Origin of the sequence: Lacunimicrobium album (assembly GCF_052161635.1) — a bacterium.
Taxonomy (GTDB): Bacteria; Planctomycetota; Planctomycetia; order Planctomycetales; family Planctomycetaceae; genus SXPC01.
Window position 1 is genome coordinate 4,895,970 of record NZ_CP197413.1, and the last position, 26,531, is coordinate 4,922,500.

General features: G+C 54.1%; 20 protein-coding genes (1 of these 20 only partly in view). 7 read left to right on the forward strand and 13 right to left on the reverse strand.

Annotation, left to right across the window (positions count from 1 at the left end):
• The first annotated feature begins 32 nt into the window (after window positions 1-32).
• Together SH248x_RS19650 and SH248x_RS19655 are read left to right on the forward strand one after the other, a co-directional pair.
• Complete coding sequence (locus SH248x_RS19650; protein WP_459556025.1) at window positions 33-1,064, forward strand: aldo/keto reductase; 1,032 nt, start codon at window positions 33-35, stop codon at window positions 1,062-1,064.
• A gap of 144 nt (window positions 1,065-1,208) precedes the next feature.
• Complete coding sequence (locus SH248x_RS19655) at window positions 1,209-1,823, forward strand: DUF502 domain-containing protein (protein ID WP_459556026.1); 615 nt, start codon at window positions 1,209-1,211, stop codon at window positions 1,821-1,823.
• Between the two features lie 268 nt (window positions 1,824-2,091).
• On the opposite strand, the gene SH248x_RS19660 is transcribed toward SH248x_RS19655, so the two are convergent.
• The 7 genes from SH248x_RS19660 to aceE form a co-directional block, all read right to left on the reverse strand.
• Window positions 2,092-2,823 (reverse strand): Uma2 family endonuclease, encoded by a 732-nt coding sequence (locus tag SH248x_RS19660; RefSeq protein ID WP_459556027.1) that lies wholly within the window; start codon window positions 2,821-2,823, stop codon window positions 2,092-2,094.
• Between the two features lie 18 nt (window positions 2,824-2,841).
• On the reverse strand, window positions 2,842-3,435 hold the full coding sequence (locus tag SH248x_RS19665) for a Uma2 family endonuclease (RefSeq protein ID WP_459556028.1): 594 nt from the start codon (window positions 3,433-3,435) through the stop codon (window positions 2,842-2,844).
• A gap of 108 nt (window positions 3,436-3,543) precedes the next feature.
• Window positions 3,544-4,968, reverse strand: coding sequence for a dihydrolipoyl dehydrogenase family protein (gene lpdA, locus SH248x_RS19670; RefSeq protein WP_459556029.1), 1,425 nt, complete (start codon window positions 4,966-4,968; stop codon window positions 3,544-3,546).
• Between the two features lie 240 nt (window positions 4,969-5,208).
• On the reverse strand, window positions 5,209-6,918 hold the full coding sequence (locus SH248x_RS19675; RefSeq protein ID WP_459556030.1) for a dihydrolipoyllysine-residue acetyltransferase: 1,710 nt from the start codon (window positions 6,916-6,918) through the stop codon (window positions 5,209-5,211).
• Between the two features lie 71 nt (window positions 6,919-6,989).
• Complete coding sequence (locus SH248x_RS19680; protein WP_459556031.1) at window positions 6,990-7,502, reverse strand: hypothetical protein; 513 nt, start codon at window positions 7,500-7,502, stop codon at window positions 6,990-6,992.
• A complete protein-coding gene (locus tag SH248x_RS19685) occupies window positions 7,499-7,789 on the reverse strand; it encodes a hypothetical protein (RefSeq protein WP_459556032.1) in 291 nt (96 codons plus the stop codon). Before SH248x_RS19685 ends, SH248x_RS19680 begins: the two co-directional genes overlap by 4 nt.
• Before the next feature lie 11 nt (window positions 7,790-7,800).
• Window positions 7,801-10,509 carry a pyruvate dehydrogenase (acetyl-transferring), homodimeric type gene (gene aceE / locus SH248x_RS19690; RefSeq protein WP_459556033.1) on the reverse strand — a complete coding sequence of 903 codons (2,709 nt, stop codon included), beginning with the start codon at window positions 10,507-10,509 and terminating at the stop codon, window positions 7,801-7,803.
• Between the two features lie 648 nt (window positions 10,510-11,157).
• Here aceE and SH248x_RS19695 point away from each other — a divergent pair.
• Both SH248x_RS19695 and SH248x_RS19700 read left to right on the forward strand, forming a co-directional pair.
• Window positions 11,158-12,666, forward strand: a complete 1,509-nt coding sequence (locus SH248x_RS19695; protein WP_459556034.1) for a HEAT repeat domain-containing protein — start codon at window positions 11,158-11,160, stop codon at window positions 12,664-12,666.
• Between the two features lie 200 nt (window positions 12,667-12,866).
• On the forward strand, window positions 12,867-14,321 hold the full coding sequence (locus tag SH248x_RS19700) for a tetratricopeptide repeat protein (RefSeq protein ID WP_459556035.1): 1,455 nt from the start codon (window positions 12,867-12,869) through the stop codon (window positions 14,319-14,321).
• A gap of 164 nt (window positions 14,322-14,485) precedes the next feature.
• On the opposite strand, the gene SH248x_RS19705 is transcribed toward SH248x_RS19700, so the two are convergent.
• The 5 genes from SH248x_RS19705 to pdxR all read right to left on the reverse strand — a co-directional run bounded on the left by SH248x_RS19705 (window position 14,486) and on the right by pdxR (window position 19,759).
• Entirely contained in the window at window positions 14,486-14,977 is a 492-nt protein-coding gene (locus tag SH248x_RS19705; protein ID WP_459556036.1) for a carboxypeptidase-like regulatory domain-containing protein, read from the reverse strand.
• A gap of 231 nt (window positions 14,978-15,208) precedes the next feature.
• On the reverse strand, window positions 15,209-16,189 hold the full coding sequence (locus SH248x_RS19710) for a DUF1559 family PulG-like putative transporter (RefSeq protein WP_459556037.1): 981 nt from the start codon (window positions 16,187-16,189) through the stop codon (window positions 15,209-15,211).
• A 301-nt stretch (window positions 16,190-16,490) separates the two neighbouring features.
• Window positions 16,491-17,333 (reverse strand): hypothetical protein, encoded by an 843-nt coding sequence (locus tag SH248x_RS19715; RefSeq protein ID WP_459556038.1) that lies wholly within the window; start codon window positions 17,331-17,333, stop codon window positions 16,491-16,493.
• Between the two features lie 288 nt (window positions 17,334-17,621).
• Window positions 17,622-18,113, reverse strand: coding sequence for a hypothetical protein (locus tag SH248x_RS19720; protein ID WP_459556039.1), 492 nt, complete (start codon window positions 18,111-18,113; stop codon window positions 17,622-17,624).
• A 134-nt stretch (window positions 18,114-18,247) separates the two neighbouring features.
• A complete protein-coding gene (pdxR, locus tag SH248x_RS19725; RefSeq protein ID WP_459556040.1) occupies window positions 18,248-19,759 on the reverse strand; it encodes an aminotransferase-like domain-containing protein in 1,512 nt (503 codons plus the stop codon).
• Window positions 19,760-20,016: 257 nt separating this feature from the next.
• On the opposite strand from pdxR, the gene SH248x_RS19730 reads away from it, so the two are divergent.
• Complete coding sequence (locus tag SH248x_RS19730; RefSeq protein WP_459556041.1) at window positions 20,017-20,526, forward strand: carboxymuconolactone decarboxylase family protein; 510 nt, start codon at window positions 20,017-20,019, stop codon at window positions 20,524-20,526.
• Between the two features lie 119 nt (window positions 20,527-20,645).
• The gene (locus SH248x_RS19735) at window positions 20,646-21,128 is read left to right on the forward strand and encodes a cupin domain-containing protein (RefSeq protein ID WP_459556042.1); all 483 of its coding nucleotides are present in this window, start codon (window positions 20,646-20,648) and stop codon (window positions 21,126-21,128) included.
• A gap of 202 nt (window positions 21,129-21,330) precedes the next feature.
• Here SH248x_RS19735 and SH248x_RS19740 read toward each other — a convergent pair whose 3' ends face one another.
• Window positions 21,331-22,353, reverse strand: coding sequence for a hypothetical protein (locus tag SH248x_RS19740; RefSeq protein ID WP_459556043.1), 1,023 nt, complete (start codon window positions 22,351-22,353; stop codon window positions 21,331-21,333).
• 389 nt (window positions 22,354-22,742) lie between these two features.
• On the opposite strand from SH248x_RS19740, the gene SH248x_RS19745 reads away from it, so the two are divergent.
• Window positions 22,743-26,531 carry the 5' portion of an NACHT domain-containing protein gene (locus SH248x_RS19745; RefSeq protein ID WP_459556044.1) on the forward strand. Its footprint extends 201 nt past the window's final position, so the window shows 3,789 of its 3,990 coding nt (coding positions 1-3,789); its start codon is at window positions 22,743-22,745; its stop codon lies beyond the right edge, outside the window.

The following is a 26,531-nucleotide window of genomic DNA, read 5'->3' on the forward strand; positions in this document are numbered from 1 at the left end:
GTTTGATTGAACTCCATCGAGAGGAACGCATCATGGAATATCGACAGCTTGGCTACTCAGGCCTTCAGGTCCCTGTGCTCAGTTACGGAACAGGAACCTTCGGCGGCTCGAACGAGTTCTTCAAGAAATGGGGACAAACAGACGTCGATGAAGCCAAACGTCTGATCGATGTCTGTCTGGATTCTGGCGTCAATTTCTTCGACACCGCGGACGTCTACTCCAGCGGCGATTCCGAATCGATCCTCGGCAAAGCGCTCGAAGGCAAGCGGGATCAATGCCTCATCTCGACCAAGACGACCTTCAAGATGGGGGATGGCCCCAATGACGCGGGCTCCTCCCGTTACAAGATCATCCGCTCCTGCGAAGCCAGCCTCAAACGCCTTGGCACCGATTACATCGACCTCTACTTCATGCACGGCTTCGACGGGCGCACTCCGATCGACGAAACGCTCCGCGCCCTCGATGACCTGATCACTGCGGGCAAGATCCGCTACATCGGCTGCTCGAACTTCTCCGGCTGGCAGGTGATGAAATCGCTGGCCATCTCCGAGAAATACGGCCTGGCCCGCTACTGCGTCTACCAGGGGTACTACTCGGCAGCAGGACGTGATTACGAATGGGAACTGATGCCTCTCGGTGTCGATCAAAAAGTCGGCCTGATGGTCTGGAGCCCGCTCGCCTGGGGACGCCTGACCGGCAAGATCCGTCGCGGACAACCACTCCCCGATGGACGCATCAAGCAAGGGGGCGGCGAAGCAGGCCCTCAAGTCAACGACGAGTACCTTTACGATGTCGTCGAAGTCCTGGTTCAGCTGGCTGAAGAGACCGGCAAGACCGTGCCGCAAGTGGCTCTCAACTGGCTGCTTTCTCGCCCAACCGTCGTTAATATCGTGATGGGAGCCCGCAACGAAGAACAACTCAAAGCCAACCTTGCCGCCGTCGGCTGGAGCCTGACTCCCGAGCAGATCAAACGAGTCGACGACGTCAGCCGCGTCACGCCGACGTATCCTTACTGGCACCAGATCGGCTCCGGGTACATCAACCCCAAGCCCACGCAGTGGTAAAATCCCCCTCCCCGTAGGGTGCTGGTGAGTCTTCGAACCGCACCAAAACGACGTTCATTCGCACAATTGGTGCGGTTCGCAAAGCCTCACCAGCACCCTACATTTCTCGCAAAACTCGAATGAGAAGACTGGCTCTAGGATCGCATGCAGAAAATCACCAGGTCTTTAGGCTTCTTCAAAACGACAGCGATCGGCGGTTTGATTTTTCTCCTGCCGCTCGTTGTCGTCCTGGTGGTCCTCGGTTACGCATATTCGTTCGCCGTCGCTGCTCATGACGCATTGACTCCCTACCTGCCGATCGACTCAGTCGTCGGGTTTCTGATCCTGTTCGCAGCCATCGTCGCTCTGATCGTCCTGCTCTGTTTTTTCGCAGGCCTCGCAGCCGCCCGCGCCATCGGCCAGACCTTCACATCGACCGTCGAACGCCAACTGACAACGATCTTTCCAAAGTACGTCGTCTACAAACAACTGCTCGCCGGCAACCTCGGAGCAGAAAGCACGCGGATCATCCTCAAGCCCGTGCTCGTGACCTTTCACGATCACGCCAAACCGGCCTTCGAAACCGATCGACTCGCAGACGGTCGAGTCGTCGTCTACCTCCCCGGATCACCCGATGCCTGGATCGGCCAGGTCGTGATCGTTTCCCCGGATGCTGTGCAGCCTGTTGATCAGACCTTCCCAAAATTCGTCGAGCTCTTTGAACGGATGGGTGATGACAGCCGGGATATCTTGGCGCCCGGTCCGACTCTGACAAATTGATCGAACTCTCTCTTGCTGATTCGACATGGAGATGGATATCCTTCGGCTGTGCGTTTTTCACATCCCCCGGGAATCATTTGAAGAGGTGCCATCATGGCGAATAAAGACAACGGCGCGAAAAAAGAAACCAAGAAAAAACCAGTCGCCAACCTGAAAGAAAAGCGAGCCGCCAAGCAGGACAAAAAAGCCAAACGCGATTCTTAATCGCAGTCTGATCAGCGTAAATCAAAAAAGGGAGCTCAACAGCTCCCTTTTTTTGTTGCCCGTCTCACTCACCTTGCAGGATTTGATCGAGAGTAAACGTGAGCGTCGTTTCGCCGAGGGTGACGGTGATTTCCTCGGAACGTTGATACGTTGAGACCTGTTCATAGGTCGCAAGACCACTGACTTCGTCGTATCTCGGCTGTTGAAAAAACGTCACTTTGTTCTGTCGAACATCAACAACCAATAACTGTGGAATCTGAAAGCGGGCGTAATGCCGGGACTTCTGGACGACATCGTATCGTAGCGTCGTATTTGAAATCTCGATCAGTAACTCAACATCAGATGGCTGAAGGAAGCCTTTCGTCAGCTTTTTGTCCGGTCCCCGAAAAACTGTGACGTCCGGCTCAACGAGATCGGAGCCAATCTTAACGGGCGATTCTGTGATGATGCACAACTCCGCTGAGACCTTTCGACGCAGGTATTTGGCCCAAAAGTAAACCTGCGAGATATGCTCCGGCCCTGGCGGTGTCATGCAGAGTATCTCTCCATCAAGTAATTCAGTGCGCAAGTCTTCGTGCAGTATGCCGGATTCATACAGCTGGATGTAATTTTCGATTGAGAAGCGATAGGGAACCGCATGATAGAGTTCGATGATCTCGCCATCGATTAACTCCGCCTTGAAATCGGGCGGAAGAATGCCGACTTCATAGAGCTTCAAAAATTCTTCGATCGAGAAGCGATAACGCTGTGGGTCAGCCCCCGCCCGTTGTCGATCTGCAATTTGAGATGGAGTCATAAGTAAGTACTCGAAAATTTAACGCTTCAAAAGATCGCTCAAGGAAAATGACAACGGCGTGCCTGCCAACTGCATAGTCAACTGCTCATTGAGCTTAAGTTTCGACTTTTTCCCATACTTGGCTTTTCCAGGATTCTGAAAGAACATCATCTCCCGGCGATCGATATCCACGACAATATACTGTTGAACGCCGTGAGTTGCATAAAGTCTGGCTTTGTAGTCCAAGTCATAATTAAGGCTCGACTTGGAAACTTCGATCAGCACGCCGATCTTGTCGGCCGTCAAGTACTGGTTCGCATAGTCGAGCGGATGTCCTTGAAAGACCGTGATATCCGGAACGGGTAAATGCGTTCCCAACTTCACGACGATTTCTGTCGCGACATACCAGTCAGATGGCAAACAACGTCGCAAAAACTCGCTGGCGATCAGCACGAACGAACTATGCTCCGGTCCCGGTGGCGTCATCTGGATGATCTCTCCATCAATCAACTCGGTGCGCAAGTCGGGAGCGAGAATCCCTTTTTCAAACAGCTGAAGGTATTCTTCAATCGAAAAGGAGTATCGCTGAGGAGCGGACTCGGTCGATGCGTCAGGCAATGTGGCAGGTGTCATAAAAGCGATCCCGGTCGGAACGGAAAGGATGCGTACTCATATCGTACGTCCATTAACCAGTCCGTTCCAGACGGGAATTGACAATCCTTGCTATCGACGCTGACCAGCTTAGCGTTTCGGACGGAAGTAGTGCGTCGCCTGAGCAAAGACCGCTTCGGCAGATTCCATGATCGTTTCCGACAGGGTCGGGTGAGCATGAATCGATTGCGCCAGATCGCGGGCGACAAGAGCAGATTCGACCGCGATGACCCCTTCTGCGATCATCTCCCCTGCACCCGGTCCGACGATCCCCATACCGAGGAGACGCTCGGTCTTCCGCTCGAAGATCAGTTTTGTCAGACCTTCCGTACGGTCAATCGACTGAGCACGGCCAGAAGCCGCCCATGGGAACTTGACGACCTTGACATCCAGGCCTTGCACTTGTGCCTGAGCTTCGGTGATCCCACACCACGCAAGTTCCGGATCAGTGAAGACAACGGCAGGAATCGCGATGTTGTCAAATGCAGCCGGTTCCCCAAGCAGGGCTTCGACCGCCACTTTGGCTTCACGAGTCGCCTTGTGAGCCAGCATCGGCTCGCCAGCCACATCCCCGATCGCGTAGATATGTGACTCGCTCGTCTGACGCTTGGCGTTGACCTTCACGAAGCCCTTCTCGTCGATCTGAACGCGCGTATTTTCAAGACCACAGTTCTTGCTGTTGGGCCGACGGCCAACGGAAACCAGAACGCGATCGAAGACCTGAGGCGACGTCACCCCTTCCCCTTCAAGCTCGGCTGAGATCCCCTCTTTCGTCGCAGTCAATTTCTTGACGGCAGTGTTGAGGTGAATCGCCTTGAAGCGGCTTTCGAGCGCTTTGGCCAGCGGCTTGACGAGATCACGGTCAGCACCGGGCAGCAAGCCAGCCGTCATTTCCACGACGGTCACTTCCGAACCGATGGCCGAGTATACCGAACCCATCTCCAGCCCGATGTAACCCCCGCCAATGACCAGCAGCTTCTTCGGAATATCCTTGAGGGCCAGAGCCCCGGTGGAATCCATCACCCGATCATCGCCGATGTTGAAAATCGGCGGCATCGTCGGGGTAGAACCCGTCGCGATGATGGCGTTGTCGAACGTCATCTGCGACGTTGAACCATCAGCAGCCGTCAGCAGCAGTGTCTTCGAATCGAGAAACCGGCCGTGTGCTTTGACGAGATCGACCTTACGCGCTTTACACAGCTGAGCCACGCCGCCCGTCAGGTTACCAACGACTTTCTCTTTGTAAGCACGCAGCTTGTCGAGCTCGATCTTGGGCTCCTGGAACGTGACGCCCCAATGAGACGATTCTTTCGATTCGTTGATCAGCTTGGCAACGTGCAGCAAAGCTTTCGAAGGGATGCAACCACGGATCAGACAGACCCCGCCGGCTGCAACGTCGTCTGTCAGCAGAACCGTCTTCTTCCCATGATCAGCAGCTTCAAACGCCGCCGGATACCCGCCAGGACCGGCTCCAATAACAACGACTTCCGCATGTGAGGGGGCATTAATTGGCATGGATGTCGAACCTTGATGAATCGCCGGAGAGGGTTGGAACGCAGAGGCAACAGAGGTGAGCAGAGGACGCAGAGTTCCTGATCACAATATTGTTACCGATCGATGATTCCAAACTTTGAATTAAACAATGGTAAAGATGGAGCAGGCAAAGATTGTTACCTTGAGTGAAACTTCTCTGCGACCTCTGCTCCCCTCAGCGAGCTCTGCGTTCCAACCTCTTGTTCAGAGAGTTGAAACGGTCTACTGTTCCGCGATCAGCGTAAACTGATCAGACAGCAGAGAAGACAGCTTGACGATGAACCGGGCCGCATCAGCTCCATTGACGACGCGGTGGTCGTACGACAAAGACAGTGGCAGCATCAGACGTTCCTGAGGCTGGCCATTGGCCATCACGAGCTGCTTGGTCCCGCGCGACATACCGAGGATCGCGACTTCCGGATAGCTGACAATCGGCGTAAAGTACGAACCGCCGATTCCACCCAGGTTGGTGATCGTGAAGGTCGCGCCCTGCATGTCGTCCATGCTCAGCTTGCGATCACGAGCCTTGCCCGAGATTTGCGTCAGCTCATCGGCAATCTGCAGGATCGTCTTCTTATCGACATCCTTGATGACCGGAACGACCAGCCCGTTGGGCGTATCGACAGCCACGCCGATGTTGAAATACTTCTTATAGACGATTTCCATCGTCGCAGGATCGAGGCTGGAGTTGAACTTCGGGAACGCCTTAAGGGCCGTGACAGCACACTTGATAGCGATCGCAGTCATAGTGACCTTCGGACCATCCTTGCCGCGTCCTGCCAGGAACATGCGACGGGCGGCTTCGATCTCCGTGATGTCGACCATCTCATGCTGGGTCACGTGCGGAATGACGTTCCACGACATCGTCAGGTGCTGAGCAGCGGTCTTGCCGATCTTGTTGAGAGGTTCGCGCTGAACTTCGCCGAACTTCGTGAAGTCAGGCAGTGGCGGAGGAGCCACCGGACCACCCGCGACGGCTGGAGACGCAGCCGCTGGCTTGGTCAGGCGTGCCTTAACGTAAGCCTGGACGTCTTCCGTCGTGATACGACTGCCAGGACCAGTTCCTTTAACTTCGTAAAGGTCGACGCCGAGTTCGCGAGCAAGTCGACGTGTTGACGGACTGGCGGGTGCGGGTGGACGCTCTTTACCCAGGTCACTGTCAGCCGACTTCTTGCCAGGAGCAGCAGTCTTATCTGGCTGAGCGAAACTGCTCTCGCCCCCAGCCGGGCTGGGCGCGACATCCGCGTTCGGAGAAGCTTTCTTGGCTTCTGGCTTTGATTCCGCAGCGGGAGCAGACTTTGGAGCAGAAGACCCACTGCCGGTTCCGGCTCCTGTCTCAACAGTCAGCAGAACGCCGCCAACATCTACCGAGTCACCCTGCTTGACGTGCACCTTGGTGATCTTACCCGCGACCGACGACGGAACTTCAGCGACGGCCTTTTCCGTTTCAATCTCTGCGACAACCTGACCGACGGCGATCGTGTCCCCTTCTTTGACGAGGACCTCCGCGATGTCAGCCTTCTTGACCCCTTCGCCCACTTCCGGCAGTTTGAACTCGACAGAACCACCACCGCCACCCGAGCTCTGAGCCGGGGCTTCTTTCTTCGGAGCGGCTTCTGCCTTGGGAGCTTCCGTCTTCTTCTCAGCAGCAGGAGCCGGTTTCGACTCGCCACCAGAAGACTTGGCTGCGCCATTCGACTCTTCGATCGTCAGCAGCACACCGCCCACAGCAAGGGTATCACCCTGCTTGACGTGCACCTTGGCGACCTTCCCTGCGATATTGCAGGGGACTTCAGCGACCGCCTTCTCCGTTTCAATCTCAGCCACGATCTGACCAGACGTGATCGTGTCCCCTTCCTTGACGAGGATCTCTGCGATATCAGCGGATTTAACGCCTTCGCCAACTTCAGGAAGCTTAAATTCGGTAGGCATGGTGGTCTATCTTGCGCTTAGGGATTAAGGCTTAAGGCTTAGTCAAAAAAGATTATAAGCCGGTCCGTTATCTAATGCTTGCTCCAGGCAATGAGGTTGCCGAGAAAAAACGAGCGATGGGGATCTTTGAGTTTCAGTGACTCGAACTTTGACAAAGCGTCTTCTACGGACTTGATAAGAGTAAGTACTTCAGAGCGGCTCCATCTTCGATTCAAATTGTAGTCCGCACGGTGTCGAAGATCCTGCAACTCGACAAAAACTGACGCGATATCTTGTATTTCTGAACCGACTGGATATCCGTGTGGATCTAAATCACGAAATCGATCCTTCTTGATCCTGGGCTGACTAAAGGAATCGCATGCTTCTTTCATTCGGCCATGTTCATAGGCTCTGGCCAGGACATGTCGCAAGCGAGACTCTGCCGGTTGAGTTCCCATGATCTCGCAAGTCGAATGGAAAATGAGATAGTGAAACAAAGAATAATAAAGGCTCGAAACGGCTCGACGAAGATTCGCTAGTTTGGGGCGTCCGGTTTCCAGCGTTGCAAGGTGCGTGGCCTGAGCAAGCAAATCATCATGCATCATTCCAGATCACCTTCAGCCGGCTCTTCGTTAATAACCTCAAGTTGATAGTACGGGAAAAGATCGACATTTTTTTCTAGAAACCATCTACGAATCGCTCGTTTCATGTCGAGGATGTTCGCACCTGAAATAGTATCTGGATTCGTGTTCTCTTTCAGCCAGACGTTAATCAGGATCGCAGGGTTTCCTTCGACGTCCTCATACTCCGACGCCTTGATGTTCTGAATAGGCAATTCTTTGGGGAGTTCAACACTCCCCATGCGAAATTCATCCAATACAGAGACACTCATAATAGAATTCCTTACGCAGTCCGCGGATCAACCTGATCAGGGTTAATCCCCAGGTCTTTAATCACCTGAGGCAGCTTCGCCTTGTCAAACTGTCCATCCTGAGCCAGGGCATGCAGCGTCGCGTAGACGGTACACTCAGCGTCGATTTCAAAGTGTCGACGCAGGGTGGCTCGCTCTTCGCTGCGACCGAAGCCATCCGTTCCGAGGACGACATAGCGTCCTGGAACCCACTGACGGATCTGATCTGCCACGAGACGGACGTTGTCGCTGGTCGAGACGAATGGACCCGTCACGCCGTCGAACTTCGTTTCCAGATAAGACTTCTTCGGAGCCTGATCCGGATGCAGGGAGTTATAGCGAGTCGTTGCCATCGCATCGCGGGCCAGTTCCGAGTAACTCGTGACACTGTGGAGATCGGAACCGATGCCGTACTTGTCCTTGAGGATCGACTGAGCACGCAGAGCTTCTCGGAAGATCGTTCCCGAGCCGAACAGCTGAGGACGGACCTTCTGACCTTCGCCAGAATCGGTGCTGCCAAACTTGTAAATCCCCTTGAGAATTCCTTCGATGACTTCCTGACGATTGGCTTCCGGCATGCCAGGCATGTCGTACTGCTCGTTGTAAACCGACAGGTAGTAGAAGACGTTCTCGTTGTCGACATACATCCGACGCAGACCGTCCTGAATAATGACGGCCAACTCGTAAGAGTAGGCGGGATCGTAGGAGATCAGGCAGGGGACCGTCGTTGCCATCAGCTGGCTGTGACCGTCTTCGTGCTGCAGACCTTCGCCGTTGAGAGTCGTGCGTCCCGACGTTCCACCGACGAGGAATCCCTTAGCGCGGGCATCCGCAGCCAGCCAGATCAGATCGCCGACACGCTGGAAGCCGAACATCGAGTAGTAAACGTAGAACGGAATCATCTGCACGCCCAAGTTGGCGTACGCAGTTCCCGCTGCCACGAAGCTCGACATCGCGCCCGCTTCGTTGATCCCCTCTTCGAGGACCTGACCGTCGGTTGCTTCCTTGTAGTACATCATCTGATCGCGGTCGACTGGCTCGTACAGCTGACCTTTGCTCGAATAGATCCCGAAGCTCGTGAAGAAGCTCTCCATACCGAAGGTACGGGCTTCGTCCGGAATGATCGGCACGATCAGCTTACCAATGTCCTTGTTACGCATCAGACCCATGAGGATCGCGCCATAGGACTGTGTCGTCGATGACGTTCCTTTTCCTTCCGTACCAGCCAGGGCACGGACGAACGCTTTGTCATCAATCGGCGGAATGTTGAGAGGCTCAGTCGTCGGCTTACGGGCAGGAACGAAGCCACCCAGTTGCTCGCGACGAGCACGCAGGTAGACCATCTCTTCGCTGTCTTCCGCCGGCTTGTAGAACGGCATCTTCTCGACATCTTCCGGGCTGATCGGAATGTTGAAGCGAGAGCGGAACTGCTTGAGTTCCTCGAGATTCATCTTCTTGTTGTTGTGAGCAACGTTGCGACCTTCGCCCGCTTCGCCCAGACCATAGCCCTTAATAGTCTTGGCCAGGATGACAGTTGGCGACCCGGTGTGATCGTAGGCCGCTTTATACGCGGCGTAGACCTTGTTGGGATCGTGACCACCACGTTTGAGCTTCTCGAGCTGCTCATCAGAGAGGTGATCGACCATCTCCATGAGTTCCGGATCGGAACCGAAGAAGTGATCGCGGATGTAAGCACCGCCCGCGACGACATACTTCTGGTACTGACCATCAACGATTTCGCCCATGCGTTTGACGAGCTTGCCGTCTTCGTCCTTGGCGAGAATCGGATCCCAATCGTCACCCCAGACAACCTTGAGACAGTTCCAGCCAGCACCACGGAAGGCACCTTCGAGTTCTTGAATGATCTTGCCGTTTCCACGGACCGGTCCATCCAGACGCTGCAGGTTACAGTTGACGACCCAGATCAGGTTGTCGAGATTTTCGCGAGACGCCAGTGTAATGGCTCCCAGAGATTCCGGCTCATCGATTTCCCCGTCACCCAGGAAGCACCAGACGTGAGACTGGCTCGTGTCGATGATCCCGCGGTCGCGCAGATAGCGCAGGAAACGGGCCTGATAGATCGAGCAGATCGGGCCCAGACCCATCGAAACGGTCGGGAACTGCCAGAAGTCTTCCATCAGCCACGGGTGGGGATAGCTCGACAGACCAGTCCCGCGTGGAACTTCGCGTCGGAATTTGACTAGGTTATCTTCCGTCAGCCGACCTTCCAGGAAAGCGCGAGCATACATCCCGGGCGAAGTATGCCCCTGGAAGTAGATCATGTCGCCCGTGTGGTTTTCGGTGCGGGCATGGAAGAAGTGGTTGTAGCCGATTTCGTACAGGGTCGCAGACGAGGCATAGCTCGAAATGTGACCGCCGACGCCGTCGTAATACTTGTTGGCACGCACGACCATCGCCATCGCGTTCCAGCGAATGATCGACTTAATGCGCTGTTCGATCTCACGATTCCCCGGAAAGCGAGGCTGATCTTCCAGCGGGATCGTATTGATATAAGGGGTCGTCGCGGTGAACGGCATCATCACACCACGAACGTAAGCGCGCTCACGCAGGTTGACCAGGAGCTGTTTGACTTTCTCCGGGCCGTAGCGATGGATCACGTCTTCCAGCGATTCGTACCATTCTTCTAGTTCAGCGGGATCGATTCCCGCCATCACTCCGTCGCTGGCGACTTGTTCAGACATGTAGGGTTCCGTTGTAGACAATTTTTACCGGATCGGTCTTCGAAAGGGCAGAACAGCCTATTAGATCGAGTTCCATGGCTCAAGACAACTTCAACACTCGTTTGACAACCTGAGTATTGTAGGCTGGCTTTAACGATCGGAAAGGTGGATCAGGGCAATTCAGCAGGGCGAGTCCCCCGCTGTCTGCAATCTTGCGCAAATCCACTTTTGAACGCCATAAGTCTAGAGAATTCCAGACCCGCTGAAAAGAACGAGCCTGATGAGGATTCAGTAAGTTTTAGAGGAGAAAAATTCGATAGCCGACTGTGTCAGATTGTCGGAAAACTCCGGGTGAACTGTCATGTCAGCAAGGATAAGCAAACCTGATCAAGCCAGACTCCTCGGAGGCGTCAAACTTTTTGTACAAGGAATCACACCACGCAAAGCCGCCGAAACTTGTCTGAAAACTCAAAAACGGTGTTTTCTATGGAAACTGGCTGATATACTATCAAAGTGATCTCGCACACGTCATCTCGCGGCTTGGCATGACTTTATGCCGAGCAAGCCTCTCTTCGGGCCAGATGGTCAACAGTGAAATCGCCTCATTCCATGACGCGTCTCAACTGAAAAACCTTCCAAATCCTTTCCAATCGATTGGTCAGCGACGCCATGCCACATTCTTCTCGCGACTCTGGTGGTCAACCGTCTGAAAACTCTTCGCAGCCACACGCCCGCGCAGCCACCGCCGAAGGTGAACTCGAAGCAAAACGCGAACTGACCGGCAAAGTGGCCGCTACTCTGCTCGTCGTTGCGGCGGTCTGGACGGCTTTGAGCTGGGCAAGCACCGCCTTCGCACAGCCCCCCGGTGCAATGCTTCCTGGTGGCTCCGGCGGAGAAGGCATGCAGCCTGTCGACCTCAAGGCCCAACTCGAGCCTCTGAAACAGGACGACCTGGAATTCGCGCCCGACCAGATTGACCCCAAATGGCGCGATCAGTTTCTCATCGTCAATGAGCTGATTCGTGCCGACGACTATACCGTCTTCAACAAGACCGAAAACGGCAAGTTCCGCCAGGCTCTCAAGTCGGATAACCTGACTCCAGCAGAACGGGATCTGCTCGCCAAGGGAGCGCGGATCCGCACCCTGCGATTGTCCCTGGAAGAGAACCGACGCAGCCTGCGCGATTGCGTCGACGAGATCGTCAAAGATATGGAGCTCTACGGAACAGGTGCTCCCGCCCGTGAATACGCCCTCCAGGAATTCACCAAAAACGCCAAGCTGCTGCTCGATAACCAGCTTCACGTCCGTATTGCCGCTGCCATTCTCCTCAGAAGCCTGAACGGAGAAAAAGCCAATCCCATTCGCCGCACACCAGCTCGTCCCTATGTGGGGGCTCTCGATGTCATGCTCGAGATCCTGAACAATCCAAATCAACATGAAGCCGTCAAGATTCAAGCTGTCAAAGGCGTCGAGCGAATCTGTCTGGATGGAGACCCCAAAGTCGATATCCGCATGAAGATTGCTGAAACATTGGCTCAGCAGCTCAAAGAACCCAAAACAAACCCCTGGTATCAGATGGTCATCGCCCGAGCCTTGGGGGCCTGCAATATCTCAGTGAACCTCCAACAACAGCCCTTCGTGGCTCAGGTTCTCCTGGAATCCATGAATGACCGCAGTCGTCACCCGATGGTCCGCTGCGAAGCAGCCCGCAGTCTGGGGCGAGTTCCGTTCGACAACCCGTCGATCAACATGGCCCTCGTGACTTACGAACTGGCCGAACTGACCTACGAAATGGGCTCTGTCTACAACCGGTATCCAACGCTGTCTTACTGGTCAACCTGCTTCTGGAATCTCTATCTGGGCTTCCACCCGGAAAGCAATTCTGAAGCAGCCAAAGGCGCCGGTCTCCTCGAACTCGTCAAGAAATCAACTTTCCGTGCATCGGCGACATTGGTCACCGATGCCTATCAAAACGCCGTCAAAGTCGTCAACGGAGTACTCGTCGAGCCAGTCGTCGGAAACCGCAAGCCGATGGACAACAACAAGCTGCAACCTCTGGCCCAGTGGCTTCAAGCCAATAAACCAGCCAGCGACATCCTCCAACCCGGCATGCCTTCGATCAATCCCCCCGCTGCTGCTCCTGCTACAACCAATGATCAGGCTGCCGTGACTCGATAGCCAATTTGCTGAATCAGTAAACGGGACGTCCTGCGTCCCGTTTTTTTTATGCGCTGATCGTGATGAAAGGGACGTCCTCGCCTCGTTCCAGAGCGCGGACTTGACCCGCTCCAGTAAAAGCCGTTACAAACATAAGTAGCGTCTCATGTTAGGTCAGAGACAATTTCGCTTACCTGTTCTGACACGGATACCGGCTGACTATGTCGACCCTCTTCTCTCTCCGGTCGATGACCACGAGTTTTCTGATTTTCGCCTGCCTGCAAACGGGGCTCGCCTTCTCTCAAGAGAAGTCAGGCGAAAGCAAACCCCCCGCCGAAGCAACAACGACCAACACCGTCGAAACATCGACCGCAGCCCCAGCTGACCCACAAACCCAGCAGATCAAAGCCATCCGCGAACTGATCAACCGAGGCAAAGTCGAAGAGGCATTCGCAAAACTCGACGCAGCCCTCCAGGGCGAGAAACCAGAAGTCCCCTTCATCGCCCTGCGCGCAGAACTCTACGCCAAAACGGGTCGCATCCAGGACTCAATCAAAGAGTTCACCCGGGCCGTTGAGCTGGAACCAAATAACGCCGAGCATTTGAACTCGCGCGGCTTTGTCAAAATGTCGACCAACGAACTCGTCGGCGCCGAGGCGGATTTCACCAAAGCCATCGAGCTGAACCCCAAGCTCGCCAAGTCGTTCAACAATCGCGGCATGATCAAGGTCGCCCAAAAAGACTTCCTGATGGCCGTCAATGACTTCAACGAAGCCCTCATGATCGATAACAACTACGTCGACGCCTACAACAACCGTGGCTTCGCCTACTGGGAACTCGGGAACTTCGCAGAAGCCATCAAGAACTTCAACGAGTCCATCAAACGCGATCCAGGCTACTACAACGCCTACAACAACCGTGGCTTAGCCCTCATCAAGCGAGGCGAACTGGAGAAGGCCGTCGAGGATTTCTCCAAGGCCATCGAACTCGCTCCTCTGTTGCCCAAACATTATCTGCATCGCGGCATGGCCTACGAACAGCTGGGCAAAAAAGACCTCGCCATGGCTGATCGACAGAAGATCGCCTGGCTGGAAGAGCTGCAGTCGCTCCTCGCCCAGCTGCGTGCCCATCCCGAGAACGTCACGCTCCAGGCAGAACTGGCTCGTCACTACCTCAAGCAGGAACAGACGGAAGAAGCCGCTGAGCTCGCCGCGAAACTCAAAGACGCCGACACTACAAAAATCGTCGGCATGCTCCTCGAAGCAGAGATCGCCGTCATCCAGAACAAGCCCGAAGAAGCGATCAAAATTGCCAACGCCATTCTGGAACTCGAAGCCAATCAGGATCTGGCCGTCTCCCTGCGTGGCTCCGCTCATCTGATGCTCGGCCATCTCGATGAAGCCATCGCAGACTTTGAGAAGTCGCTCAGGTTCGATCAGGAAGTCGCCAAAGCCTACTGGGAGCGAGCCAAAAAGCTGGACGAAGCCGGTAAGAAAGAAGAAGCCGAAGCCGACCGCCAACGTGCCCGCCTTCTCGATCCCACTCTCCCCGGCGCAAAACCACCCGAGAAAAAACCAGAAATGAAACCCGTCGACCAGAAAGTCGACGAAGCCTTCGGCACACCCGCGGAACCGAAAAAAGAAGAACCAACACCCCCCAAAACCGACAACCCATAATCTCCCAACCGTGAGGCCGAGGCTCCATCCGAGCCGCTGTCCCGCATTGCACCCGATCACCAACGAATGGCGTGCCGAATCCAACGTGCCAGAGTGCCATGCTTGCAGCTTTGGGCAAGCATGTTCAGGGCGTTACCGCACCAGCTGTCTCAACTGAGACCGGCTTACTTGCTCTTCAAATCAAAATCAAAAACATTCGTCTCACCATCACGGACCTCAACACTCAGCGTTGATTTCGAATTGTACTCTGCAGGGATGATGGAGACCGTCGGATCAGGAAGCTCCATCTGTTCCTCGGCTGTTTTGTTCGATGGCTTGGCGACAACGCGAGACTCAATCGTCACTTTATAAGAGCCAGCAGGAAGGCCTCGTTCGCGGGCCAGCTGATAGACGCCGTCCTGGATCGTCGTGCCAGAAACCACCGGGCCAGATTCCGTTGGAAAAAAGACGATCGAGCCCTCAGACAGCGGGCTGCCATCCAGCTTGATAAAGCCGCTGATTTCATTGCGACCATACGGATCAGCCACGCCACAACCATGCAGCGCAATCGCAACCAGAAGAGCAGAAACAGTCAGTCGGAGCTGTCGGAACAAAGGGCAGTTCATGATCAGGCCTGAAGGAGAGTAGTGAGTTGGATGTTGATGAAGTCGTGCCATGCTCACAGCTTCGGGTGAGCATGCTGTTTCGTTTGACGCTGGAATGCCCAGAACATGCTTACTCAAAGCCGCAAGCATGGCACACAGAGAAGAAAAACACGCTGAGTCAAGTAGTGATTGCCACTAGAAACGTAGGGTGCTGGTGAGGCTCCGCGAACCGGACCAATTGTGGCATCAAATCTAGTTTGGCTGCGACTCAATGCCCCTCCAGCCCCCTGCCAAATCGGAAGACTAGAACAGCTCAGGCAGCGTTTCGCCACCGTTCATCGTACTCAAAGAACGGACGGCATTGACGTCAACATTTTCACTCAAGAACTTGACTGACCCGTCGCACAAAACAAGATGGGCCCCTCCCGCGTGTCGGCTGCGCATTGAAAGCTGGTGCGTGTAAGGGGTCGTTGTCGTGCCATTGGCAGCGATGCTGCAAGGCATCTCTGGCGTACTCACGCACTGCCCATTGGGGACCAGGTCAGCAATGGGAGTATTTGGAGGAAGGTTGCCAGTCACGAATGGACTCATGCCGTATTGGACGAGTCCGCGATAATCAGGACTCGTAACTCCGACACGAATTTCACCCATCATCATCGTGTTGGACAACCCATCCATGACATCCGCGAAAGGAGTAGCCTTGCCTTCAACTTTGTCAGAGAAATCAAACGGGCCAGGACTGAACGTCGCGCCGTTGACATTCCCCTTGCCGATGTTGGTGTTCCCCGCATTGGCCAGATAATTGTACTGCGGAATCTCATTGAAGAATCCAGCCGGTGTATCGCTGGGGCAGGTCATCATCGGGATCAGCGTCTGGCTGAGCGTGCGATTCGGGTCAACGGAATAGTAGTTGGCGTTCTGGTTATACGCGTCATAGATCGCCCCCTGTTCGATGTAAGGAAGAATGCGTCGGAACCAGGTATAACCGCTGACCGTGATCGCCACCTGGCTGGCACCGTTTCGGAATCCAGCTCGCATTGACCCAATCGGCAGTCGATTGTTGACGTCATGATAGTTGTGCATCGCAATACCAAGCTGTCGCAGATTGTTCTTACAAGTCGAGCGACGAGCCGCTTCGCGGGCCTGCTGGACGGCTGGAAGAAGCAGGGCCACAAGCGTAGCGATGATGGCAATCACAACCAGCAGCTCAATCAGCGTGAAGCCGATGCGGCGTTGCTGTGGAAAGATGGCCGGGGATGCCTGGGGAGATAAACGAGTCAACATGTAAGATTCCGCTGGGTCAATATGTCGTGATACAGATGGCCAACTGAACTTTGCCACAAGACAACGGCGTTGTTCAGAAGACGATGGACGCAACTTGAATACTGCCAGGCGAAACCGGTTTGTTATCAGCGAATCACAGACTTCATCGAAACTTAACGGAACGGCGGGCTGATCACGATTTTTCGACCATTTCAAGACGAGCAGTCAGTTTGAATGAGCGCTAAACGAACAAAAAATGCCTTGGCGATAATCACCGCCAAGGCATTCATCTCTGAATAAGCATAAGTATCTACTAATGGGCTCAGTTCGAAATCGGCTTGGCAACCTCACGCACAATAATCCCATCCGGTCCCAGTTTTACGGTGACCGTATTTCCCTGTCGAGTCACCTTGAAAGCAACAAGCATGTGCCTGTCATTAACAACTCCATCGTGTCCTTCGATTTTGAGTTGATCCCCCTTCTGCAGGTTCATCTTCTCAAGGGCTGATTCTTTGCCAAGCAGAACCGGATATTCCCGATCCGCTGCGTCTCTCAGATTGGTAACCAGGAAGGTCTCTTCGTTCAGGAAGATTCGTCGTTTTTCACCCATTGTTCCTTCGACAGTCACCATGCCAGAATTGTCGCGAAGTTCATAGATCGTGTAGATCCGTTCGACGCGGATGCGCTCCGGCAGCGTCGTGACGTTGAAGACCTGGATGTTGTTGAGAACGCGTTGATTGTTCTGCTGAATATTGACGTTCACATCAGGCTTATTGTTATTGTTGTTCCGCTGTTGAGTGTCATTTGGTTTTTGATCAGGCTTCGCTTTTGAATCAGCTGGCTGATCCTTTTTCTGCTCGTCCAGTTTTTGCTTGTCCTGATTCTGTTTGTCCTGATTCTGTTTCTGCTCATCCTGCTTTTGTTGCTCTTGCTTCATCTGCTCAGGCGAGGTCTTCGGCTCATCAGCAGGTTTGGGGGCCTGGGTCTTCGGCGGGTCAACCTTGGGTGGCTCAGCTTTGGGCTGCTCAGTCTTGGTCGGCGTCCCCTTCGGCTGCTCTGACTTAGGCGGTGCCGATGTCGGCGGAGCCTGCTGTGCCATGACAGGCGAGGCAATCAGGGTCGCGAGGCTGAGTGCAAGGAACGGTTTTGCGATGGAAATTCTCATAGTTGTCTCCTTCAATGCGGGGAGAGCCATCTCGCATGAGATGGCCGGGGATTGGTCCTCCTATGGCAGATGCGAAGGCCGCGCCACATCAGGGAAATTTCGAGCAATGATCATCGTCTCTGCCGATGACTCGTCCCAGAAATGACTTACGTCAAGAGATGCCTAACGGATCAATGACGTCCCGTAACCGCAATGTCGGCTGCAGATCGATCACTCTGCTGGCCACCCCGACTTCCGGCCAGTCACCAGTGTCACAAGAATAGCCATCACTTCCCGAACCACACACCCTCAAGCAGGACTCGCCGATCGAGTCATGGGAGTGGATTGACGGTTCCCGGCAAAACGTCTTTTGATCTTTGAACTGCGAAGATACACCAGAATCATCCAGCTCAACCCAATAAGAACCAGCTGCGCCATCGTCAGCACAATCGCAGGCATCACCAGCATCGAAGTCGGATGCCCAGCCTGGTTGATCACGCGGTACTGGAAACCGATACCAATCGGAATCATCAGCCCCTGAAGCCCCATCAGCAGAAGCAGGACTCGCTGCGAAGCCATCCAGCCAGTCTGTGTTCGCCAACACAGAAACCCTCCAAACAGCAGCTTCAAAACACTGTCGATCAACGGGGGGATCGCAAAAAAACACGTCGTCGTCATATAGATGCCGCACAGACAGTTCAGCCCCCCATCAGCCAACGGCAAGGCAAGGTCCCGATAAAGCCCCCACAGACCAGACAACAACGACGCGAACGTCAACAGTATCAGCACAAAACCAGACATGATTCGACTCGCATGTCGAGAAAACAACCAGCGTTTTTTTTCTTCAGCAGTAACCACCATTCTCCCGCGCTGGCGGTCGCTGTCCAACAACAAAATCTCCGCAGATCAGAGTCTGTCGCAAATAGTCAGCAGATTCAGCGAGACCGGCATCCCTCGTAAACTTTGCCCCAACGCCCTAAAGCCTCGGACATCTGGGCAGGCGTGTAAGCCGTAAACCCGAGAATCAAACCCGCCGACAGCTTCGGATCATGCGTGTACATCGCGACCGGATGGTAATCAATCTTCGCGTCCTTCGCAGATTGGATGAGATCCTTTTCGATCGCTTTCGTCCGCCCGAAAATCGCCAGATGCATCCCCGAGGGATGTTGAGTAAACCGCAGATCATCCCCGAATGTCGCTCGCAAACCATCGCAAAGTACCTGCTGGCGCTCCGCATAAAGCACGCGCATTTGACGAACATGTTTCAGAAACTGCCCCGTCTCAATAAACCGACATAACACCATCTGCCACAGCGACGGCGAGTAACGATCCGTCAGCCAGCGGGCATAACGAAACGTCCCGACAACCTCCCTCGGCAGAACGAGAAACCCCAGGCGAATCGCAGGAAACAGAAGCTTGCTGAACGACCCCATATAGATGACCCGCCCCGACGTATCCAGACTCGCCATCGCGGGCAGTCGTCGCCCTACATAACGAAATTCGCCATTATAGTCATCTTCAAGAATCCAGCAGTTGTGAGTCTGCGCGAACTTCAAAAGCTCCAGTCGACGAGGCAACGAAAGAGTCATCCCCAGCGGCCACTGCCCGCCAGGCGTCGCATAGATCAGCTGCGGCGATGAGTCCCGCTGCCTCAACGAATCAATCACAATCCCCTCCTCGTCAGTCGTCGCAGAGATCACCTCAAGGCCCGACAAACTCGCCACCTGACGAGCCGGCATATAGCCAGGATCTTCCAGCCCGACAAAGTCTCCCGGATCAAGCAGCAACTGACAAACCAGAAGAAACCCCTGCTGCGCTCCCGACGTGATCAGGATCTGGTCCGCATCGCACGTCACCCCGCGTGAGACCTGCATATAATCCGCGATCGCTTCACGCAACGGCCGATACCCCTGTGCCTCGACACCCGACAGATGCTTCGAGTTCAGCAGCCGCGACTGCTGCAGCGTCAGCTTTTTCCAGACATCCAGCGGAAACTCATCAATCGCCGGCATGTGAGGCCGAAACGCACGCGGACTACCACTCTCAGGCACCCAGTTCTGAAACTTCGCCATCGTCTGCCCATATCGAGACAGCCGGACGGCCGCTTTCCTCAACGGCTTCTGCCTCACCACTGGCGACGTCGAAAGCACCGTCGTCTCCGGCAGCTCACTGGAAACCCGCGTCCCCGATCCATGAGTCGATTCAAGATACCCCTCGCTGAGAAGCTGATCATAAGCATTCAGAATCGTATTACGCGCCACCCGCAACGTCGCCGACAGCTGACGCGTCGAAGGCAACTTCTGCCCCGGCCGAAGCTCACCAGACTGGATCGCCCCCCGCAGATGATCCTCCAACTGACGAAACAACGGCCTCTCCCCATCATCAATCAGCCGAATCGATTCAAACTCGAACTGCTCGCGTGACTTGACCATCGAAAGTGGTTCCATCGAGTTTCATCAAAGTGGATCTTTTGAACAACCAGATTAGCTCTAAGATACCCACAGATTCAAGCAGCTGTTGAGTCATCTGTTTCACAGTAGGGTGCTGGTGAGGCTCCGCGAACCGCACCAAATGCGGCATCAAGTCTCGTGTCGATTCAGTTTCGACCCAGCCCCCAGATTTCAGTGACCCTCCGTTCTCCACACCTGCGCGATTAACCGTCTCGAAGTTTGTATCCCCCCCAACCTCCACAGGAGCTCCCATCATGTCCCAACGCATGAACTACCCCCAACTGCTCAGCAAAGAAGTCCAGCACCTGATGTCCCTGGAAGGCCTCGTCGAAAAAAGCGGCCTCCCTTTGAACCTCATCGAACTGATCAAACTCCGCGCCTCCGTCATCAACGGCTGCGCCTACTGCGTCAGCATGCACATGCGACGCCTGCGTCAACAGGGCGAAACAGAACTTCGCATCGACCTCGTCTCCGCCTGGCGCGAAGCCCCCTGCTACACCGAACGCGAACGAGCCGCCTTTGAATACACCGAAGAACTCACCCGCATCAGCCAGTCGCAGCAGATCTCAAACGAGCTGTACGCCAAAATGCAAAAACACTTCAACGACAAAGAACTCGCCACCCTCACCCTCAACATCGGCCTGATCAACATCTGGAACCGCCTCGCCATCGCCTTTCACTCCGATCTGGGTTCCATCGATTACCTCCTCGCCCAAACCAAAGCCACCGACGAAGCCTTCGCCCAACAACTCCACAACACATAGCCCATTCCGTCCCCATTCCGTGTGCCACGGCCGTGTCGGCCGTGCCAACGCGCAATAAACGTCAACCTCAAAACATCTACCAGCCTAACTCCCTCCTACCTGACCATCCGGAGAAAACTATGAAACGATTACTTGCCTTAATGATGCTCGTTGGACTCGGTGTAACCCACATCGCCTCCGCACACGAACCCCACGACATGACCGCCCACATCAAAATCCTGCAGTCCGTCGACGTCGTCTCACACACCTCCGAACCCATGAAAGCCACCACATTCACCGTCGAATTCTCCCCCGGCGAGTCCCATCCCCCCCACCGACACCCCGGCATGGTCTACGGCTACGTCCTCGAAGGCACCCTCGAATTCGCCATCGGCGACGACCCCGTCAAAACACTCAAAGCCGGCGACACCTTCCACGAACCCACCATGATCCTCCACCGCGTCGGCCGCAACCCCGATACGAAAAAGCCCGCCAAGATCCTCGTCGTCATGGTCCACCCCAAAGACGCCAAAGAACTCGTCATCCTCGAACCCACCAAAGAAACCCCCGCCACTAACCCACCCACGAAAACCAACCACCATGACACCAAACACTCGCACTAACCTCGCCGCCACCCTGCTCACCACCCCACCTTAAAAGCAACGATAGCTCCCTTCTCCCCCCGGGAGAAGGTGCCCGAAGGGCGGATGAGGGCATCGCGCCAACACCCCCTCACCAACAAACGGCCCACCGAAGGCACACCCCCACCCCATTCCGTATCTCCGTACGACTCCCATTTTTCCTCACGATAGCCTTCTCAACTCATCACCCACCCGAACTTCTCATCCCATACCAGTTCTCTGCAAACTGAAACGTCTCAAGAGTCTCAAACGTCTCTCCCCCATGCGATGACATCCACTCCTCAATCCCCCGACCCGTCAACTTCGCCACCCTCTCAGCGAGCGTCGGATCGCCCAACTTCTCTTTGATACACCCCTTATACACCAGCTTATCACTCATCAAAGACAACAACCCCAGCACCCCCGGCGTCACCCCCAGTTTCTTCCGCAGCCGACGAATCGCTTTCAAAAAGCCCTGATGATGCGGCCCGCCTTCCGGTACACGCCCATGATTCGCAAACGACCAGACATGATCCTGATGCCAACTATGAAACACAAAGATCACTTCTAAATCGAGGTCGCCACCTCCCATCCGAAAATGAATCGGCTGGTGCAAAACCTGAAACGGCGTGATCATCGCATCAAACAAACCCGCGATCCCATCTGTCTGAAAGTACTCCTCCGGCTGATCCCCCAGGACCAGCCGAAACCGTCGCGACGAGTGAAGAAACGACATCCTCCTCAAATAACTCCGCAAAGCGGCAGGCGATACCGTTGTCGTTGAAAAGATGGTCTGATCCGGAACCATCACCAACTCCAGCGACGACACCCCCGACCCTGACTCCCCCCTCTCAAACGAAACCCGTACTCCTTCTTTCCAGTTCCCCCGAACCGCTTCTCTCCCATCATCAACACAAACCGTCAACTCCCGTGATAACCCAGCCAAAATGGTTGCATCAGTCTGGTCTGCATTCCCCTCCACAAGACGACAACGATCAAACGGCTCAACCTCTCCCCCCTCCAAAACCCGTACCGGCAACAAGGCATCCGAAGCCACCCTTATCGTTTCCCCACCAACAACATCAATCCACGTTGCCCCGTGATTCAGATGCACTTCCACCGCACAAACTAAATACTGAATAAACCCAAAATAATCCCGCCCCCCCACATACATCGCCGGCCGCAACCGAACACCCAAAGCACTATTCACATCCGGCTGCAGCGACATCCAACATCCCCCCGAGAAAAACTTACCAACCACCAACTATTCTACCAAAATTACCATCTAATCTCGACAACTCTCTCTACCGCTCAACGCCGAACCAGTACTCGAACTTGCAGGCGCCATCTGTCCTTCCGCCACCGCGTTAGGGATCGCAGTGGAGATCAGGCAGCTTTGGGACTGATCGCAACGAAGAGCCCGGGCCGCAGGCAACGCCCAAGCCCACTGCTATTTTGTTACAATGCCGATCCATCGATTGCATTCACCCAAAATCAGGCTCGTCAATGAACTTCCATTGGACTCGAAAATGGCAACCCCGTCCAACATCAGACTCAGATCATGCCGACTGTCCATCAGCCCCATTGTCCAACTTCGCAAATTATCCCTGCCTAGTCATGCTCGGCGAACCTGGCATCGGCAAAACCACCGAATTGAAATCCCTTTATCACGCGTCGACATGCGAAAACCGACTCCCCGTCGTCTATCTCAACTCCTACGACAGCGAGTCATCGCTGAAGGCAGACGTATTTGATTCCGAAGCATTCCGCGATTGGAAATCTGGCAATGGACAACTCGAACTCTATCTGGATAGCCTCGACGAGGCGCGCATTAAGCTCTCGCAAATCGCTCGAATCTTGAGTCGCAATCTGACAAAAGAAAGCCAACATCTCCATCGCCTCAAATTTCGCATCACCTGCCGGAGCTTGCCATGGTCCAGCACGGCCCTCGAAAACGATTTCAAAGAACTCTGGGGAGAAGACAACGTCCGCGTTCTCGACCTGCTGCCACTCGATGCTGATGCCCTCGAAACAGCGCTTCATCAATCGGGCATCGATCCCGCCGCATTCGAAAAATCACTAAACCAATCATCCGCGACTGAATTCACCCGCACGCCCATCGGCCTCAATTTCCTTCTCAAAGAATTCAAGCAAACAGGCTCTTTGCCGCGAACGCGACTGGACCTATATCGAAAAGGTTGCCGCCATCTCTGCGACGAGACGAACTCATACCGAAAAGAGATCGGAAGCCCTTCGCTCCTCCCGGACCAACGCCTCACAATCGCCAGCCAGATCGCCGCCGTGGCGATGTTCACAGGAAAAACGTCCATCAACACAACATCGCAAGGAGACTCCCAATCACTCTCCCTCGAAGACATTGCGACTGGCTTCACGAAAATCCATGGCGCACCACGCCGAATAACTATCGAAGAACTCAACGAAGTCCTCGACACCGCCATCTTCACCGCCGATGGACTCGAAACCCTTCGCTTCCAACACCAAACTTATCTGGAATTCCTGGCTGCTGAATACGTAACAAATAATGTCAAAGCATCGAGACTTCTAAACCTCTTCGTTCATCCCCAAGACAAGTCCAGCATCGTCCCCCAACTTTCGGAAGCCGCAGCCTGGGCGGCAGACATGAACAACGATCTCTTTCTCCTGATTGCTGAAAGGGATCCCCTCACACTCCTCCGCAGCGACGTCTCTGTCGCATCAAACGAAATGAAAGAAAAGCTTGTCTCGTCGCTGATCGATCAGCTCAAAAGCGAACAAATCGACGACGGAAATTGGGGCCTCCGCCAATACTACCCTCGACTCCAGCACCAAGGCCTTGCCGCTCAATTGAACCCAGCAATCCTCGACAGCTCTCTCAACATCGCGACCCGCCGATTCTCGATCGATACCGCAGAGACATGCCACGAAACCGACTCATGCCCGACACTCTTGCATGTAGCGTTAAACCTCGACGACGACCCACACATCCGATCCCAGGCAGTCACCGCACTCGCCAAGATCGGCAATGACTCACAAATCCAACAGCTCATTCTGCTGCTCACTTCAAAACGAACAGATGATCCCGACGACGAAATCAAAGGAGCCATTCTCACGTCGTTATGGTCCCGCAGACTCATCCCTGCCGACACGATGTTCACCTCCCTGCAAGAACCCCGCCGAAGAATGCTGGGACAATATAGGATGTTCTGCCATCACATTCTCCCTGATCATCTACTCTCGGAGGATGTGATTCCGGCTCTAACTTGGTGGCTCTCTCACACTCCACCGAGCGACTGGAGCGATGACTTCAAAGAAGCAAAAGAGAAAACTCTTGAGCTTGCGATGAATCAACTTGAAAACGCTCACGTACAAAAGCTTGTCGCCGAAATTATTGTACGTGAACACCGTCATTACAGACATCTAAAGATAGACCCGGCACAACTGCGAGATCTGGATACTGTAACCCGTTGGAAGTTGATTGATCAAATTCTTGATTTGCTTGATTCCTCAAAGTACGAGGATCACGCGTTCTTCGACACCATTCCGCCTCTTTTGGCTTCCCCTGATTTAGACGCCATACTGAAACGCCTGATCGCTGCTGTGGACGCCAATCAGGTTGCAAATTTGGGTGCGATCGCCAAACGACTCCTTCAATACAACAGTCTCAACGGAATAAATGAAATCCTTCTGCTCCGTGAGGAACACAGCAACATCCGCACTGCTTTTGCCGACTGGTTTGACCCAATCGAGCTCTCATCGCGACTCGCATCAGGCCTGAAGAAGCATTGGATTCGAGAAAATGAAGAACGTACAAATCCCCGTCCGAAAAAGAGAAGCCGCAGGGCATTGCGAAAAATTACCGTGAACCTTCTGAATGCTTGCGAGACAGGCCAGAGCAAAAGCTTTTGGAAAGTCTGTCGCTCATTGGAAAACACGGCGACTGGACACCAGTGGTCTCTTCAGTTCACGAGCGTAGTTACCAAACTTCCCGGGTGGAAATTACTCAGCAACGGTGAAAAGGAGCGAATCGTCGCGGCTGCTTCTGAATATCTCAAAAATTGGAAACCTCAGACAAATGAATGGCTTTACAAGACCGGAACGATCTACTTCCCGGATACAGCAGCGTACCGCGCACTGAGATTGCTGCTTCGAGAAAAGAAACTCGCTCAGGCGGTTCCCAATACCCACTGGGCCGATTTGGCGACCATCGTTACCGGATTGAATTTCGAAGGCGTTTCTAAAGAAGAGCTGCTTTACCAAAAGAAGCTCATTAAGTCTTTCTACAAACGTGTTCCTAAAGTGGTACTCGAGGTCTTCCGCATTCGATGCCTGATTGAGACGAGCGAATATTGCTTCGAGATTAGAAAACTCGAGAAGATCTGGGACCCGCGAGTCGAGACATTCCTCGTCGATCTGCTCAAATCGCACGACTTCGGCCCCCAGGCATACGCCGACATCATCGACTGGATGCTCAAACGCAAAAGCATCAAGGCAGTCAATCTCGCCATGGAGAACGCGATGTCGAGACAAGACGAACGCCAAAAGCTGATTGCGTGTCAATCCGCAGCCTCCCTCTGGGCAAAAAACGCCACTACCGCATGGAATGTTCTTTTCCGTGAGTTTGAGTCGGACCCCGAATTCTTTCGCTCGGTCGCCCAGATAGTCGCCCACAAACACGACAACGTAAAAGCTTCAGTGGCGAAACTCAGCATTGATCAACTGGCGAATCTCTTCCGCCTCTTCTTGACCGAATTCCCCGATCGAGAAGAAGAGCACAATGGTTTCGGACGCTCCATCGATCATATCGCCGATCTCAAGCGTCACGTTCTCGATCTCTTGACTTCCAACGGTACATTTCACGCTTCAGCCACCCTGAATCAGTTAGCCGAAGAGTTCCCACAACTCGAATACCTCAAACGGGTTGCAAGAACCTCAAAAAACATTGCCCGCCAGAAGACCTGGGTACCGCTAACCACAGCAAACTTTTACTCTTTCATCGAATCCTCAACTTCACACCTCGTCAGAAGCGCAGACGAACTCCAGCAACTCTTGCTGGAGTCCCTCGAAGACCTCGAACGCAAACTTCAGGGAGAAACCCCTCTGGTTCAATTTCTTTGGAATGAAATCAGAGGGAAACGTCAGCCCAAGAAAGAGGAAGAGCTTTCAGACTTCGTGAAGCACCACTTCGAAAGTGATCTTCACGGGCGTGGTATCTTCTCTTCCCGCGAAACCCAGATCCGAAGAAAACTTAGCGTCAAAAAAGGAGAAGACTTGGATCTCCTCGTCACGGCAGCCATCGATTCTCCCACCGGTGAAATAGAATTCGTCACTTGCATTGTCGAAGTGAAAGGCTGCTGGAACGATTACTTAAAAACAGACATGGAGACCCAACTGGTAAATCGCTACCTC